This window comes from Streptomyces fagopyri (assembly GCF_009498275.1).
Lineage (GTDB): Bacteria > Actinomycetota > Actinomycetes > Streptomycetales > Streptomycetaceae > Streptomyces > Streptomyces fagopyri.
In genome coordinates, this window is sequence record NZ_CP045643.1 from 1,503,681 (window position 1) to 1,519,957 (window position 16,277).

12 protein-coding genes are annotated in these 16,277 nt (G+C 67.0%); 10 read left to right on the top strand and 2 right to left on the bottom strand.

Annotated elements, in window-relative coordinates; translation table 11 throughout:
• Positions 1-94 precede the first annotated feature (94 nt).
• Complete coding sequence (locus GFH48_RS06465) at positions 95-1,669, top strand: hypothetical protein (RefSeq protein WP_153287330.1); 1,575 nt, start codon at positions 95-97, stop codon at positions 1,667-1,669.
• A gap of 557 nt (positions 1,670-2,226) precedes the next feature.
• Entirely contained in the window at positions 2,227-2,730 is a 504-nt protein-coding gene (locus GFH48_RS06470; RefSeq protein WP_407698700.1) for a YfbM family protein, read from the top strand.
• A gap of 691 nt (positions 2,731-3,421) precedes the next feature.
• Here the strand turns inward: GFH48_RS06470 and GFH48_RS06475 are convergent.
• Both GFH48_RS06475 and GFH48_RS06480 read right to left on the bottom strand, forming a co-directional pair.
• Positions 3,422-5,878, bottom strand: a complete 2,457-nt coding sequence (locus tag GFH48_RS06475) for a SpoIIE family protein phosphatase (RefSeq protein ID WP_153287332.1) — start codon at positions 5,876-5,878, stop codon at positions 3,422-3,424.
• Between the two features lie 723 nt (positions 5,879-6,601).
• The gene (locus tag GFH48_RS06480; protein WP_153287333.1) at positions 6,602-7,264 is read right to left on the bottom strand and encodes a nitroreductase; all 663 of its coding nucleotides are present in this window, start codon (positions 7,262-7,264) and stop codon (positions 6,602-6,604) included.
• A gap of 561 nt (positions 7,265-7,825) precedes the next feature.
• Between GFH48_RS06480 and GFH48_RS06485 the strand changes: the two genes are divergently transcribed.
• From GFH48_RS06485 to GFH48_RS06515, 8 genes are all read left to right on the top strand, one after another.
• Positions 7,826-8,428 (top strand): TetR/AcrR family transcriptional regulator, encoded by a 603-nt coding sequence (locus GFH48_RS06485; RefSeq protein WP_153287334.1) that lies wholly within the window; start codon positions 7,826-7,828, stop codon positions 8,426-8,428.
• A 579-nt stretch (positions 8,429-9,007) separates the two neighbouring features.
• Complete coding sequence (locus GFH48_RS06490) at positions 9,008-10,003, top strand: patatin-like phospholipase family protein (protein WP_194280513.1); 996 nt, start codon at positions 9,008-9,010, stop codon at positions 10,001-10,003.
• A gap of 9 nt (positions 10,004-10,012) precedes the next feature.
• Positions 10,013-10,849 carry a phosphatase PAP2 family protein gene (locus GFH48_RS06495; RefSeq protein ID WP_153287336.1) on the top strand — a complete coding sequence of 279 codons (837 nt, stop codon included), beginning with the start codon at positions 10,013-10,015 and terminating at the stop codon, positions 10,847-10,849.
• A gap of 81 nt (positions 10,850-10,930) precedes the next feature.
• Positions 10,931-11,509, top strand: coding sequence for a hypothetical protein (locus GFH48_RS06500; RefSeq protein WP_153287337.1), 579 nt, complete (start codon positions 10,931-10,933; stop codon positions 11,507-11,509).
• Positions 11,506-12,675, top strand: coding sequence for a lysylphosphatidylglycerol synthase transmembrane domain-containing protein (locus GFH48_RS06505; RefSeq protein ID WP_153287338.1), 1,170 nt, complete (start codon positions 11,506-11,508; stop codon positions 12,673-12,675). The genes GFH48_RS06500 and GFH48_RS06505 overlap by 4 nt, the downstream gene beginning before the upstream one ends.
• Before the next feature lie 222 nt (positions 12,676-12,897).
• Entirely contained in the window at positions 12,898-14,115 is a 1,218-nt protein-coding gene (locus GFH48_RS38475) for an ABC transporter permease (RefSeq protein ID WP_194280514.1), read from the top strand.
• A 59-nt stretch (positions 14,116-14,174) separates the two neighbouring features.
• A complete protein-coding gene (locus GFH48_RS38480; RefSeq protein ID WP_194280515.1) occupies positions 14,175-15,260 on the top strand; it encodes a sigma-70 family RNA polymerase sigma factor in 1,086 nt (361 codons plus the stop codon).
• Between the two features lie 174 nt (positions 15,261-15,434).
• Positions 15,435-16,184 (top strand): SDR family oxidoreductase, encoded by a 750-nt coding sequence (locus GFH48_RS06515; protein WP_153287339.1) that lies wholly within the window; start codon positions 15,435-15,437, stop codon positions 16,182-16,184.
• Positions 16,185-16,277: the final 93 nt, after the last annotated feature.

Here is a 16,277-nt window from a genome sequence, read left to right on the forward strand (position 1 = left end):
TCACACCGGTGGGGCAGTAGTGAGCGGTTAGGGTGATGGGCCCCTGCCCTGTGGCAGGGGCCCATCACGTGGTCTTTCCTTGGGAGTTCGAGGCGTGCCGACAGCTGACGAAATCTGGCAGGACGCCGACCTGCCCACCCGGCGGCTCGCCGGGCTGGCGCTGAATCCCGCTGCTCCGCTGGAGGTCCTGCTGCACCTGCTGGCCGAGGCCCCTCTCGCCGTACGGATGGTGTTGTGCCGGGACCGGGTCCTGCCGTCGGCGGTCGTCGACGCCGTGATCGCGCACCCCGACCATCGCACCCGCAGCTTCTTCGCCCGCAACCCCCATGTCGATCCGGCCCAGCGGGCACAGCTCCTGGATGATCCGCACTGGTTCGTCCGCGCCCACCTCGCCGAGGGACCCGGGCCGGGGTACGACGGGCCGCCGTTGCCCGACGACGCCGTCGTGCACATGATCAACAGCTACGAGCAGGAACACCTCGGCGGTTCCCTCTACCGGCAGTTCTCGCCCGGGCTGCGCCGGTCAATGCCCACGCACCCGGATCCGAAGGTCCGCGCCTGGGGCGTCGGCATGTGGACGTGGCTGCCCGCCGAGACACGGGCCGCGCTGCTGACGGACCCCGACGACGAGGTCCGGTCGAGGGCTCAGCGGCATCTGCGCGACGAGGACCCGGTGTGGGTCGAGAGCGTCCTGCCCGACAGACCGTGTCACGGCCGCACCGACATCCTGATGCACCGGGCACTCAGCAGGGCGGTCGTGGACGCGGTCCTCACCGCGCCGGCCGGCCCGCAGGACCGATCGATGATCGCCGGGAACCCAACCCTGCCGCCCGACGTGGTGAGGCTCCTGGCCTCCGATCCGGACCCGGAGATCCGTGCGGAGATCGCCGGCCGCACCGACCTCGGCCCCGTCGAGCGCCGCACCCTCGCCGCCGATCCCGTGCCGGACGTGCGCAGGGCGATCGCTCGCCACCCGGACCTCAATCCTGCGGAGCGGCAAGCCCTTGCCACGGATCCCGACCCAGGCGTGCGGCTGGCGGTTTCCGTGCACCCCGCGTGGAGCGAGGAGGAGCGGGCCGGAATCGACTACGCAGTCCCCTTGGACGGGCTCTTCCTGTTCCGTCCCGAGCCGTTGACGCCCCCGGACCCCAAGGTCGTCCGCCGGGACGCGCTGTCCGGTCATCCGATGCTGCGCAGAAACGCTGCGCGAGTGCACACCCTGCCGGCCGACCTGGTGGCCCGGCTGGCCGTCGACGACGACCTGGGCGTGCGCGTCCTGCTGGCCCAGAACCACCCGGACGCCCCGGCGGCCCTGCTCCTGCGCAGCTTCCTCGAGTACACCGGCCATCAGCGCGACCGCCTCCTCACCCGCCGGCGCTTCCCCATTGACGCACTGGCCGTCCACGCCGACGACGAGGATCCCGCCGTCCGGGCGCTGGCCGCCCGCGACCCCAAGGTCCCCCAGGCCGTCGTGGAGCGGCTCACCCGGGACCCCGACCCCGCCGTCCGGGCCGCGTTCGCACGCCACCCGAACCTTCCGTCGTCCCGGCTGGCGGACCTCCTCGACGACGAGGAGCTGGTCCACCACGCGGCCGCCAACACGGCGTTGCCCGCACCGGCTATCCGCGCTCTGGTGAGCACCTGCGCCAGGTCAGCCGACGGCGAGTAGCCCTTCCAGCGCCGTCGCGGTCTCCGGGTGGCGGGCGAGCAGGGCCGCTCCGGCGGGCGACGGTCTCCCACGTCCCTTCGGACCAGGTGGTGGTCGGCGAGCAGAGCGGTGGCGCCCGCGTCCCGGTCCAGGACGCACGCGGCCGTGCCGACCAGCGCGCCGCCGATGCGCAACAGGCGGGCGCTGCGCTGGAGGCTGGTGCCGCTGCGAGCGGTGTCGTCCAGTAGGACGGTCCGCCGGCCTCCCAGGTCGGCGCCCTCGATCTGCTGCCACGTGCCGTGGTTCTTGGGTGCCGGGCGCAGGAAGGCGGCGGGCAGACCGCTGTGCAGGGACACCCGAGTCTCCGGCTGTCGGCTGGCAGGCGGCTACCGCCTCTATACGTCCCAGCCCGTGAGTTGGTGGCGGAAGCCGTCATTGAGTCGGTCGGTCAGGATGATTGAACGCGCGATGTCGTGGGCTGAACCATGGTGCTGTCGCGTCATGCGCAGCCGCGGTCCATGGGACAGCACGCCGCTGCTGCTCGCGGGGTGTCAGTCCTGGCCTCTAGCATCCGGTCCATAAGCATGATCGGAGAGTACGTACGCCTGACGCCCGCCGAACTCGATCGCGCGGTCCGTGACCCGGACTGGGCCCTGGAATTCATCCACGAACTGATCGAGGCCGGTGCTGACGAGACCGGTGGTGCGAGTCAGTCGCGCTGCCTCGACATCGACAAAGCATGGGACACCCTGGGCTTTCTGCTGCGACGGATCGAGTTCCCCGTAGACATCGTGCATGGCGAAGAGGAGATTCCCGGAGCTGAGGACTGGGGCTACGGACCGCCCCGGTACCTTCCACCGGAGCGAGTCCATGCTGCTGCAGCCGCTCTGGGCGAGGTGCCAACCGATGCCCTGGTCCGCGGTGTCACCGAGGAAGAGCCGGCCCAGGCCGACCTGTATCCCAACATCGCAGGCGAGGGTCTGCAATGGCTCAAGTACGTGACCCACCAGTACGAGGCTCTCATGCCGTTCTTCCAAGCGGCAGCCGCCGCAGGCGATGCCATAGTCATTTGGCTGGACTGATCCGTCACTCGAGGTCGAGTACCAGGTCCGTCCCGGTGAGACAGCCGTCGAGCACGCCGGAGCGGTAGTGGAGTTGGCGTGCCCCGCCGGACTGCGGTGGTCAATTCGTGCGTGTCGGTGAACGCACGGTTGGCTGTGGTGATGCGCCGCAGCACCGACCAGCGGACAGTGCCCTGGGCAGGCTCCTTGGGCGGTGATGTACCCGGACGGCGGATCCCGGCTATCGCATGGTCGACCGGGCGCCCCTACCCGGCGCGCGCACCACACAAGGACCCGGACCCGACACGACCCCCAGGGTGGCCAGGAAACCGCGGCCACGTGCGGACCGGCGCCGGCCGACGACCCGTCAGCGTCCACAGGCTCGCCGAACACCGCGACGCCCGTCGGCGCCGCACGAAGAGAAGAGTCCCAATCCGCAAATCCGCACCTCCTTACGGCAGTACGTCACACTCCACGCGAGCGAAGGACACACGTCGAAGCCGTGCAGGCTGATGCCCATGAACCAGCCGGCTCCGCACCGGCGGAGGTATCCCGTCGGCGTCCAGGTCGGCTTTGCAGCCGGGGACTTGAAATGCCCCCCCTCCTGCGCATGCTCGTGAGCAGAGCCGGACGTCGACTCCGCACGAGCGGAAGTGGCCCGACGGACAGGCGGCCGTGCTCACCCTTCCGACGCGCCCGCCACCAGCCAACCTCACCCAACTCTGCCTTGAAACGGACGATCACTCGCGAACCGCCCACTGAGACCAGCAGGCATGGCTTGTTCGGCCCACACGACCTTTCCCTCCAGCGTCAGGCGGTAGCCCCACCTACGAGACAACTGGGCGACCAGGGCGAGGCCGCGTCCGTTCTCATCGGTGGTGCGGGCTCGGCGTAGGTGCGGGGAAAATGCGTCGTTGTCGAATACTTCACAGGTCAGGAGTTCATGTCGGATCAGTCGCAGACCGATGGCGCCGGTGCTGTGGCGTACAGCATTCGTGACCAATTCACTGACGATCAGCCTTGTCGGGTCCTGAAGTCGTTCCAGTCCCCATTGGTTCAGTTGACGGGCCACCAAGTCGCGGGCGCCGCGGGCGGCAGCCTGGTCATTGGTCAGTGTCCAGGAGGCGACGTATGTGGGCTTGAGTGACCGAGTGCGAACAAGGAGCAGGGTGGCGTCGTCTGATGGTAGGTGGCCAGGGCATGAGTCGGTCGCGAGGCGGCAGAGCTCTTCTAGGGATCGTCGAGGTTGCGCCAGGACGGCGCCGAGCCGACGCATGCCTTCCTCGATGTCTTGGTCTCGTGTCTCGACCAGGCCGTCGGTGTAGAGGGCGAGCAGACTTCCATCGGCCAGTTCCATGTCGATGGACTCGAAGGGATCTCCCAATCCGACACCCAGCGGGGCTCCGGGAGGAAGGTCGGGAAAGGTAACTCGCCCGTGCGGGTCGACGGTCGCAGGCGGAGGGTGTCCTGCTGCTGCCATCGTGCACCGGCGGGTGACGGGGTCGTAGACGGTGTACAGGCAGGTAGCGCCTTCGATGGGGGTCTGGTCCGCTGTGTCGGTGTCTTCGTTGGCCAGTCGCTGGACGGTGTCGTCGAGGTGAGCGAGCAACTCGGCGGGGGGCAGTTCCATGTCGGCGAGGGTGCGTACGGCGGTGCGTAGTCGGCCCATGCTTGCCGCGGCGTTGATTCCGTGTCCGACCACGTCGCCGACGACCAGGGCGACGCGGGCACCGGACAGCGGGATCACGTCAAACCAGTCGCCTCCCACTCCGTGTTCCATGTCGGCAGGCAGGTAGCGTGAGGCGGTTTCGACTGCCAAGCCGCCCCACAGTGCGCGGGGAAGAAGCTTTCGCTGCAGTGCGAGGGCCGCGGTGTGCTGGCGGGCGTACTGGCGGGCGTTGTCCAGCGAGAGCGCCGCGCGGCTGACGAGTTCCTCGGCCAGAAGCAAGTCACTCTCTTGAAAAGGAACCGGGTCCTTCGTGCGGACGAACAGCGCCATGCCCAGCAGGGTGTCTCGCGCGCAGATGGGAACGGCCATCAAAGAATGCATGCCGTATTGGTGGATCTTCTGCGCCCGGGCCGGCTCGTCGTCGATCCATCCACCCGGCGCGGGATCAAGGTGAGGCTCGAGGTGGGCTTTTCCCGTGCGCAGAAGATGGGCAAACGGCGAGGCGCCTGTCAGGGGGACCGCGTCCCCCCTCAACCAGGGGGATTCGGGGACCCCCCGGCGGACCGAGGCTATGCCGGCACGTCGCAATTGAGGCAGGGGCCCACCCCTCCAGCCGACCCGGACCGGCGGACCCTCGCCGAACGGAACAGATTGCTCCAGGTCCACGGCAACGTAGTCCGCAAGCAGGGGCACGGCGAGGTCGGCCAGTTCCTGGCTGGTCTGCATGACATCCAGGGTGCTGCCCAGTCGGGTGCTGGCCTCGCTCAAGATGGCGAGGCGCTCGCGCGCCTGCCGGCTCTCCGAAACGTCAACGCTGATCGTGCACAGTCCCGATGGCTGGCCGTCAGCGTTTTTGAGGCAGAAGAACGAGACTGCGAGCACTCGCTCGCGGCGGGGGCTCGCGGGCAGCCATGCCCGGTACTCGTGGACTCTGGTGGTGTCGCTCTGCAGCACCTCCTGCATCAGGGCCTCGACCACTTCGGCTTCAAATCCGGGCTGCGCGTCGATGGGACCGCGCCCGAGTCGTCGCTCGCGGGAGATGCCGTCGAGGTGCTCCATTGTGTCGTTCACCCACCTGCAACGAAGGTCCCGGTCTCGTACTACGATTCCGATGGACGCTCGGGCGAGGAGTGAGTCTCGTATTGGTCCGCTCCGGACGTCTTTGGTGAGTCTGCCAATGTCGGTGAGGGACACGAGCCATCGGACTGATCCATCGTCCCCTCGCAGCATCGAAATCCGGCGGCTGATGTTGAGAATCCGGCCGTCTCGGTTACGCACCTCTGCCGTGTCCGTGCATCCTTCCCGGTCACGGCAACGCTCGACGTAGGCCGTCATGTTGGGTGCCTCTTGGGAAGGTTGTACAACAAGTGCAGCGGAGCGGCCGACGATGTCCTGTGGGGAGTATCCGACGAGGTTTTCGGCGGCCTGAGTCCATCCGACGACGGTTCCGTTTTCGTCCAGCATCGCGGCTGCGGAATCTGTTATCTCACATGTGTCCATATACTCACTCCATGCTGTGTTTCTGTGCTGGCTGTGGAGGTAGGCAGAAGTGGGCGCCCCTGCGGTCGGGGTGCTGCTGGGTGGAGTTAGCTTTCGCCGTCTGCCGGGATCACGGAAATGCGATTGATACACATCTTCTGACCTGATAGGGCCTCAATTTGTGACAGTGCGCCGCGCCTGAGGGCGTTGTGCAGGAGATCTCAGGTCACTGGCCTCGTTCACGCGGCTTCGTTCAACGGTAAAGAGCAGGGTGTATCCGTCGCACGTGCTGCTGCAGCCCTCGCAACTGGTTCTATGGACAACCATTGTTGCGAGGCGTGGTGCGCAGTATGCGCAGTCACGCGAGGTACGTGATCCGCGCGAACATGGAATTTTGAGTTCCGTTCCGGTGACGAAGAGCTCCGGGGCGAGCTTCCTCAAGACATGGGCGCCAGGAACTTCGCCCTTGTCATAGGCGTGACGGCTTCCGCGGGCTAGCGGCGGCCTCCAGCGACCTTCCTGACCAGGTGTGGTCTCGCCGGCCGTGGGCGAGGACTTCCCGGACGGCAGCACGAAGGCAGGCCAACGACCGGCGCTGACGGCATCAACGGACGAGGCCGAGAATATCTGTCGCCCATTACGCAAGTCGTTTGATTCTCGGGGCACCCGCCGACCATCCTTCGCCAGTCGGCACTCCCAGATCTGCCCCGCCGGACCTGAGGAACAGCGCCGCCCGCTCGCCCCTCAACCGACGTACGTCACCGTCTCCGCGAGCGGTGCACGGCCCGTACGCGGGGAGTGTGTCGTGACGTCCTCGTAGCCGACCGACATCCCACAGAAGAGGACGAGTTCGTCTGGGGGCGAGAGAACGGAAGCAACAGTCCTACGGCATTTCGCCCATGCCATCTGGGCACAGCTGTGCAGTCCTTCAGCGCGGAGCAGCAGCATGACGGTCTGCAGATACATACCGAGGTCGGACCACTGGGGCCGGCCCATGTCTCGGTCGATGTAGCAGAACAGGGCGACGGGCGCGCCGAAGCACTGCCAGTTGGCGGACGCAGCTCTCTGTCGTGCTTCGAGGTCCTCGCGGGGGATGCCCAGTGCGCCGTAGCGCTGCTCGCCGAAAGCGGATCGGCGCTCGCGGTAGGGGGACCCCAGCGTCGGCGGGTATTGCTCGTACTCCGGTTCGTCCCAGGGTTCGCCCGAGGCCACACGTTCGCCGGCGCGCTTCTTGAGGTCGGCCAGCGGCCTGCCGGTCAGTACGTAGAGGTGCCAGGGTTGGAGATTCGATCCGGACGGCGCCCAAGCCGCGGCCAGCAGCACGCGTTCCAGCATTTCTCTGGGCACGTGCCGGTCGGTGAATGCGCGCGTTGCCTTGCGGCTCGTGACTGCCTCGTAGACGTCCAAGGCTTTCCGCCTCCAACTGCTCTCATTTCATCGACCGTGAAGGACCGTGAAATGCCGTAGACCACCGCTTCTTTCCGCGCGACGGTGCCGCCAACACCGGGCGCCACGAGAAGCAGAATGCCTGAGAGGTTCTGCCGAATGTGCCGACCCCGCACGCGCTCGACACGTCGCGCTCGTCGGCACGCAGGTCATGCAGTAGGCCTGACTCCCGGTGGCATCGTTCGGCTTCGGTGCCAAGCTCGAATTGTGTGTCGTCCATTTGGCCTGGGTTGCGAGGTCATTGGTTGTGATCGGATTCGGCAGTGCCGTTGCCCGGCCTCATGGGGATTGTTTCCATGACGGCTCACGAGCTGGCTCCTCTCGGAGACGGAAAATCGGGCGCGCGGCGCAGAGTCTCAGGGTTTACCTCGCGGCCTCGCGCGACGCGGAACACCATGCGTGGTCACCTCAGGGTGCCGGATGTCAGCGTTGTGTGTGCTGCGAACCATGGGAACCGGCTGGAGCACCTTCCGCACGCTAAGATAACATGAGGGTTCGTTTTTTTATACCAAGGATGGATCTATGCCCAAGGTCTCGCAGGAGTACATGGACGCCCGGCGTGCGCAGATCCTGGACGCGGCCCGGCGCTGCTTCCTGCACGACGGATTCCATTCGACATCCATGCAGGATCTTTTCGCAGAGTCGGGCCTCTCGGCCGGCGCGGTCTACCGGCACTTCGCCAGCAAGAACGAGATGATCACGGCGATCGTCGAGGAGAACATGCGCGACGTCCTCGCAATGGTCAGCAGCGTGGCCAGGAATCGTCCCGGCAGTTCGATCGGGGACCTCATCGCCGCCGTCCTCGACATCGTGAAGACGAAGACCGAAGAGCAGAACATCGCCGGCCTGTCCGTGCTGGCATGGTCCGAATCGCTACGGAACCCCTCTCTGGCTGCGCAGTTCGATGACTTGATGACGCAGATGCGCTCCGCCCTGACCGATGTCGTGCGGGAGCACCAGCAAAGCGGCAGTCTCACGGCCACAGCGCCGCCGGAAGCCGTAGCCGCCACCCTGATGTGCATGCTGCCTGGCTACATCCTTCAGCTGGCCATGGGCGACTCCAATGCCTTGGAAGGTGTTCCGGACGCCTTGCGCGCCCTCTGGCCGGATCCGGCGACAGCCTGAACCGGCGGCGCTCGGCACGCCCGCCCCGTGAAGCTTCCCGACCGGAGCGTTTCAGGTCGACCGTGTCGATGAGTGCAGTGCCCGCGTCGAGCAGTCAGTCCGCGTGAAGCCACTCGCGATAGGCGCGGGCGAGGTAGCCGTCCACGACTGCTCTTTCCACGCCCTGCCGGCCACGCCTCGCCTGGCCCCTCCATCTGTCGGGGAGACCGTGGGTCATCCTTCGGCGGGATGCCTTTCCGCTCGACGACAGCATCATGCATCGCCCCCGCTCGACGCGACGGACAGTCGGTACACAGTCAGCCACGCCAGTCGCGGGCGTCCCGCGCCTTCGGCGACCGCGTAATGCCGACGGCCGAGGCGAGGAAGCATCGAGCAGCCTGGCCGCCGTCCCGACTTCAGCCTTCCGCGCACAGAACGAACTGGCCGCTGCCTGTCCGGCCCCGCCCCATCACCGTCGAACCTGCCGGCGCTCTGCACCCGCTTGCCGCATGACCGCCAGGCACAGGCCGCCACCGACGCGCTCCAAGGCGATCAGGTGTGCCCACAGGCATGACGCGGCCCGCCACTATAGGAAAACGAATGTTCGTCTTGACGTATGCCTTACTCATGCTTCAGGATGAAACCGCGAAAAAGAACGATTGTTCCCGGAAGGAAGGGGGCGACATGGATACCCTCCACACCGATAGATCGGCGATCGCTCCGTCACAGGCTGCCCGCGTGGACCGGACCCCGCATTCGCCTGTGCCGGCTGAGTCCATACCGCGCGACACCGTGGCGTTCGTGCTGCAGGGCGGTGGCAGTCTGTGTGCGTCGCAGGTCGGTGCGTTGCGGGCGCTGACGCAAGCGGGAATCACACCCGACCTTGTCGTGGGGTCCTCAGCAGGCGCGCTCAACAGCGTCGCGTTCGCCGCCGATCCGAGCATCCAGGGAACCGACCGAATGGAAGCTCTGTGGCTGGGCATCAAGCGCCGGCACGTCGCGCCGATTTTCGTCCCGACCCTGGTCAAAGCCTTGGTGGGCCGGGAGGAGGCGGCGGTCTCGAACGCGGGACTGCGGCAGTTTCTTCGGCATCGGATGGGCGTCAAGCGGCTCGAGAGCGGCGTCATACCGGTGCACGTCGTGGCGACGGATATAAAGACCGGCGCTGCGGTCGTTCTCTCTCAGGGCGACGCGGTTTCGGCACTGCTCGCCTCAGCCGCCTTCCCCGGCCTCTACCCTCCGGTACGAATCGGGAAGCACCGCCTCATCGACGGCGGCGTGTCGGCGGACACGCCCGTGCGCCAGGCGGAAGCACTCGGCGCGAGCACCATCTATGTTCTACCCGCAGCGATCACGCAGCCGACGGACCGCCACACTCATGCTGTTCTCCTCGCCGCCTGCCGCGCCGTGGGCCACATCCTGGATGAGCGCGAGCGGCGCGACGTCGCGACAGTCCGCGGGACAGTTGTACGGCTGCCGTCCCCCGTTACCCCTGTGGGCAGTCTCATCGATTTCCGGGACACCCGCCGCCTGATACAGGTCGGCCACTCGCTCACCTGGAACTGGCTCGCGCAGCACGCCGCGGCCATGGCGTGAGGATGCCCGATGGTGATCCTGCCTGCTTCTGTGCGACGTCTGCTTCCTCGCCCCTCAATGCCATCGATCGCACGCCGCGCGCTGCCGCGGTGGTGGGCGGAATTGCTGCTGGTGGGAATGGTGTACGGCGTCTACGAGACCAGTCGTGGGCTGCAGCGGGGTTGGGATGCGCGTGCGGACCGCAACGGGCAGAGCATCCAGCGCTGGGAGAACGTCGTGCACCTGGCTCCGGAGCAGTCACTCAACGAGCTGCTGGATCGCCTTCCGGTCCTGGCCGTGCTCGCAGCGTACTTCTACGCCACCCTGCACTACATCGTCACGCCGGTTGTCCTGGTCTGGCTGTACCGGGCGCATCCCGGGCACTACCGAAGTGCACGCACCTGGCTGGCCGGCATGACACTGACCGCACTCATCGGGTATTGGCGCTTCCCGACCACGCCGCCTCGCCTGCTTCCCCACGCAGGCATCCACGACACCGTCGCGGATGTCGAGCAGTGGGGGTGGTGGAGCGGGCAGACCAGCGCGCCGCAGGGACTGGGGGGGCTTATCAACGAGTATGCCGCCATGCCCTCACTCCACGTCGGATGGGCGCTGTGGTCTGGGTGGCTCCTCTTCCGGCACGCCCGCCACTGGAGCGTGGGGGGCCTCGGCCTCGCCTACCCCGTGCTGACCACCCTGGTCGTCGTTGCGACCGGCAACCACTTTCTTGCCGATGCCCTGGCCGGAGTCCTCCTCACCATGCTGTTCGGCAGCCTCACCGGCCTCGCCCGCGGGATCGGCCGACATGCCGTCGCTTCACGACATGCCGTCGCTTCAAAGAAGGCGGCCCGGCCACGTCCCGGCTGACGATCGCCGGGACCACTGTCGAATCTTCAACCTGAGCAGACCGTCCACGTCCCCGCCCAAGCTCCCCCTAGGTAGTCCACCATGACCTCTCTTCCCCTCCCCCCGCCTCCGGGCGACGGCAAGCACCTGTGCACCGGCCAACAGTCGCCGGACAGCGTCGGCGAAGAGGCCGACAGCTGGTTGTGCACTCGGCGTCGCGGCCAGGCATCCGTGCGACTGCCCTTGCGCCTGGTGGAATCCTTCCTCATCAGCCGCGACGGCAGAAAACCGGTCGAGGGGCTGGTGCGGTTTCAGATAGCGGAGAGCATCGAAAGACGCCGCTCCTGGTCACGACGGACAGAGCCTGGGAGCCAGCTCGCCGGATCCGCGGGGGAACTTCGGCTGGTCCGCCACCGCATTGCTCACAGCAGGGCCCCCCGGTTGCCCCTTGCCGTCCTCACGCTCAACGGCATCACCGACGTCACGCCCCTGGCGCGCCTCAGCATCGCCAACCCATTCCTCGTCTCTGTGGGCTCGGAACGAGGACGTGCCGCAGCCGCCGACCTTGACGTCCACTTCTTGGGACGCCTGTGGGATCTGGCCGTCGCGGAGCGCACGCGCTGCCAGCTCCACCTGGAAGGTTCATTCTCCGTCCTGCCTCACTGGCCGTCCCAGCCATGAGTACGCCCTACGAAGTTGAGGCGGGCCCCGCACCTGATCCGGACGCGATGGGCCGGTCTGAGCGGGCTCACCGGGTCAGCGGCTTCGTGCACCTGCCGCCTTTGCGGCGGCGCCGTGCGGTGATCGCAGGCAGCCTCGTGGCGGTGGTGAGCGCCGAGTTGGTGGTGGCCGCACCCTATGCGCGCCGGGCGGCGGATTCGCTGGTCCATGCCCAGATGACGTGGCTTCTGGTGGCCATCGCCAGTGAAACAGTTTCCATGATGATGTTCGCCCGCCTGCAGCGGTACACACTCAAAGTCGGCGGCCTACGCGTTGGGCTCGGTTCGGCCGTCGCCACCGTGTTCGCCGGTAACGCGGTGGGCGCGACCCTGCCCGGCGGAAGCCTGCTCTCGCTCACCTACCGCACACGCCGCATGCGTTCCTGGGGCGCAAGCGTCCCCCAGATCGGTTTCGTGCACGCCGCGACCGGTGTGCTGAGCACAATCGCGCTCGCCCTGCTGGCCGGCACCGGTCACATCCTCAGCGGCGACAGCTCTCAGCTCCTCTCCATCGCCATCCAGATAGGGGCGATCTGCATACTCACGAGCGCCGCGCTCGCCTTGGTCCACCACCCCGTGGTGCTGCGGCGGCCTGCGCGTGCCCTCCTGCGGCTGCTCCACCGATCGCGCCGCAGCGCAGCCGTGCAGACGTCGGCCGACCGGTTGCTCAACGAGCTGGCCGCCATAGCTCCTTCGGCCCGGTTTTGGATACATGGCCTCGGCCTGGCCCTTTTCAACTGGGGTGGCGATTTCCTGTGCCTGCTCGCGGTGTGCCATGCCGTCGGAGCACCGCCTGACCTGAGCACGGCACTCTTCGCGTACGTCGCAGGGATCACTGCCGCGTCAGCGATTCCGCTGCTGCCCGCAGGGATCGGCGTTCTCGACGCGGCTCTGGTTCTCACGCTGCACCACGGTGGGATGCCAGTCAGCGCCGCCGCGGCCGCGAACCTCCTCTATCGGATGATCACCCCTGGACTGGTCAGCATGGCCGGATGGGCCCTGCTCGTTCAGCAGCGCCGGCGGCCAGCTCACCCCCTGTCCACACAAGGGTCCGGAGCCCGAGACGAAACCCCGCCGGCAAGCCCGGGTGCAACAGCCGAACCCGCCACAGATACCTGCAAGACATAGCCGCGGCGCCACAGCCGGCCTCGGGGAGGCATCGCCGGACCTCACGAGGCATGTCACGTCCGGTGTCCCAGCGGTCGCATCACTGCCGTACAGCAACCTCGACCGCAGCCAAGGCACCGGCCGCCCACACGGTGGTGAGCACGGATCCGGCCCTGATGTAAAGAAAACGAATATTCGGCTTGACCCGCGTGCGCGGCGACAGCAGACTGGAACTGAAATAAAATGATCGTTCGTATTTTGTGGAGTAAGATCATGAAATCCTTGTCGAGGGGACGGCTCTCCTTGCGCCGGACTGTCATCGTCACAGTGGCCTTGCCGCTGGTTATCTCGCTGGCCGTGATGGCGTACGCATGGCCCGCATCACGCATCGAACCGCGCGACCTGCCGGTAGGCATCGTCGGTACGAGCACGGCCAGCCAGAACGCGATCGAAGGCCTGACACACAGCAGGCCGGGCGGATTCGACTTCCACCTCTACCCCGACCAGGCATCCGCACGTTCCGCGATCAAAAACCGGGAGATCTACGGTGCCTTCGCCATCACCGCGCGCAACGTCACAGTGCTGGAGGCCAGTGCCGCAAGTGCGACCGTGGCTCAGATACTCACCACAGCCGGCCAGCAACTCGGCTCCCACGCAGGCACATCGCCCACGCCAGCCGCTGGCACGTCCCACCGGTCCACTCCCGGCAAAAACCTGGCCACCCCAGCCCCCAAGGCCCGTGTCCGGACGGTGGACGTCGTACCCACCTCTGCCGACGACCCACGGGGCGTGGTCTTCAACTCGGCGCTCCTCCCCCTCACCATGTGCAGCATCCTTCTCGCAGCGTTCATCGCAATGTCCGGTGCGCGGATGCCTGTGTACCGTCGGATCGCCGACCTCGCCATCGCATGCGTGGCAGTGAGCCTGGCCGCCTACTTCGTTGCCCAAGGCGTCCTCGGGGCCCTGCCCCACGAGCATGTGGCCACCTGGGGATCCCTGGCACTGATGATGTTTGCCATCAGCGCAACCGCCGTTGGCCTGATCACTCTGGTCGGTTCCGCAGGGCTGGGGATCAGCGCCGCACTCATGGTCTTCGTAGGAAACCCGTTCTCCGGCAGCACCTCCGCACCCGAGTTGCTCCCCAAAGCAGTCAACGACATCGGCCAGTGGCTGCCGCCTGGCGCCGGCGCGAACCTCCTGCGCAGCACGGCCTACTTCGACGGCAACGGATCGGCAGGCCACATCGCTGTCCTCATTCTGTGGAGTCTGCTAGGGCTGGCAGCCATCGCTCTCGGCCGCCGCCGCACCCCCGCCGTCGCGAACGAGTCGCGCGCGGAAGCGCTTGCCAGTGCCGACGGCACGAAAGAAGCCCCCTCGGCCGTGGACGAATCCGCGACAGCGCTGTCGCCTTCTCCGCTCGGCCGTCCGCACTCGCACGCCCAGCACGCAGCACACGGCTAAACAGACGCCCGTTCACGCGTGAGACCGCGTCAGCAAGTGACTACAGCGAAGAGCAAGGAATGAGCACCATGCCGTCGAAGTCCGCGGCGCACTGTGAAGCCCTGGGTGAAGCGGAAGCGGCATTTTACGAGGCACGTGGCCAGATGCACGGGGTCGCCCTCCGGATACTCGGCAGCGCAGGTGAAGCGGATGACGTCCTCCAGGAGGCCTGGATTCGTTGGCAGAACCACGACCGGTCCACGGTAAAGAACTCGCAGGCCTTCCTCACCACGATGGCCACAAGACTCGCGATCAACGTACGGCAATCCGCCAAGGCCCGCCGGGAGGCTTCCGCCGGTCTGTGGCTGCTGGACCAGGCGGACAACCTGAGCGACCCCGCGCTAGCGTCGGTCCACCACGAAGCCGTCGAAGCAGCCGTACTGATACTCATGGACAAACTCACACCGGCCCAGCGCGCGGCGTACGTGCTCCGGGAGGCGTTCGACTACCCATACGAGCAGATCGCCTCGATCCTCGGCTGGTCGCCAGCCGGGGCACGCCAACTGGTCAGTCGGGCCCGCAAGAACCTGGCCAGGGAAAAAGAATCCACTGCCGCGGCCACGAACCACCAGCCGTTCTTGACGGCGTTCGTTGAAGCCGCCCACACGGGAGACGTCAACGACCTCGAAGAACTGTTCGTGGAACAGATCAGCTCGCCCTCCGGCAGTGAGGACGTCGCGCGCGCAGCGCAGTTCCCTGCCGACGAAAGTCCCTACGGTGCAACCGGTCCAAGCAGTGGACAGCACCAAGCTTCGCCACGATCCAGCCGCGGCAAGCGAACCACCGGGAGCGGGGGGTGCAGGACCGCATACCAGGTGCCAGAGCACGGCGACAGCGATCAGCTTCTGGAGGCGCCGCGGGCCACGGTCGAACCCCGCATGTCCATCCTCCGCAGGCCGGCCGAAGCCGCGATGCCGCAAGTCAGCCGCATCTGCGGGTCAGCCCTAAACACGACACCCTGCACCGCGACGCCTGCCGGACAGACGTCGCAAGGTGATCACATGTGCGATGCCCCGGCTGCCACGCAGGCCACCGGCCGAAAGGACGCACCCCGTGACCTGGCCAATGCCTCCCCGGTATTGCGGACTCAACGAAGGCCGGAATAACCAAGCTTGATCGGCCCAAGCGCCACGGCCGCGCGCACGGAAAAGAAGGAACCACCGGCAGCGGCGCTTCTCCGACAAGGTACGTAGTGAGCGCGCTCACGAGCGGTCACGTCACATTCAACAGGGCTGCGCTGTCGTGTACTTGAACAGCGCTTACCTGGGACAGGAGCAGTCATGAAGATCGCAGTGGCCGGCGGTACGGGAACCGCCGGACAGTACGTCGTGGAAGTGCTACGGAATCGCGGGCACGCGCCGGTGGTGTTGTCCCGCAGGCAGGGTGTCGACCTGCTCAGCGGGTCCGGACTGGATGCGGCACTGGCCGGTGCCGAGGCGGTCGTCGACGTCAGCAACGTGACAACGATGCGCAAGTCCGTCGCCGTGGACTTCTTCGACAGGGCGGGCCGGCATCTCATCGGCGCGGCGGAGCGGGCGGGTGTGCGCCATCTCGTGACGCTGTCGATCGTGGGGATCGACAGGGTCAAGAACCCGTATTACGCGGGGAAACTCCGCCAAGAGGAGATCGTCCGCAGCGGAACGGTGCCGTGGACCGTGCTGCGGGCCACGCAGTTCCACGAATTCGCGGAGCAAATGCTGGACACCCTGCCCGGACCGATCGCAACGGTGCCCATGGGGCGCGTCCAGCCCGTCGCCGTCCGGGAGGTGGCCGAAGCCCTCGCCGACCTCGTCGTCACGACACCGCACGGCATGGCACCCGAGATCGCCGGCCCCCGGGTGGAGTCGCTGGTCGACATGGCCCGGCGCCGGATCGCCGCAGGAGGCGTACGCAGACGCCCCGTCCTGCCCTTGTACCTCCCCGGCGGGATGAACAGCGGTGGCCTGCTGCCGACCAGCGCGGGACCCCGCGGCACCCAGAACTTCACCGACTGGCTGAGCGAGCAAAAGACCACCGGCACACGACACTGAGAGCGGTCGAACCAGTCGCCACCTCACGAGCGGGCCCGGACCCTGGCGCAAACCGCGCCCGCTCGATTTCGACCCGTCAAGGAGGGCTCTGCC

Coding starts and splice junctions, on each gene's coding strand:
- GFH48_RS38480 (WP_194280515.1), top strand. CDS start 14,175: ATGAGCACCATGCCGTCGAAGTCCGCGGCGCACTGTGAAGCCCTGGGT.
- GFH48_RS06500 (WP_153287337.1), top strand. CDS start 10,931: ATGACCTCTCTTCCCCTCCCCCCGCCTCCGGGCGACGGCAAGCACCTG.
- GFH48_RS06495 (WP_153287336.1), top strand. CDS start 10,013: ATGGTGATCCTGCCTGCTTCTGTGCGACGTCTGCTTCCTCGCCCCTCA.
- GFH48_RS06475 (WP_153287332.1), bottom strand. CDS start 5,878: ATGGACACATGTGAGATAACAGATTCCGCAGCCGCGATGCTGGACGAA.
- GFH48_RS06515 (WP_153287339.1), top strand. CDS start 15,435: ATGAAGATCGCAGTGGCCGGCGGTACGGGAACCGCCGGACAGTACGTC.
- GFH48_RS38475 (WP_194280514.1), top strand. CDS start 12,898: ATGATCGTTCGTATTTTGTGGAGTAAGATCATGAAATCCTTGTCGAGG.
- GFH48_RS06505 (WP_153287338.1), top strand. CDS start 11,506: ATGAGTACGCCCTACGAAGTTGAGGCGGGCCCCGCACCTGATCCGGAC.
- GFH48_RS06485 (WP_153287334.1), top strand. CDS start 7,826: ATGCCCAAGGTCTCGCAGGAGTACATGGACGCCCGGCGTGCGCAGATC.
- GFH48_RS06490 (WP_194280513.1), top strand. CDS start 9,008: ATGTTCGTCTTGACGTATGCCTTACTCATGCTTCAGGATGAAACCGCG.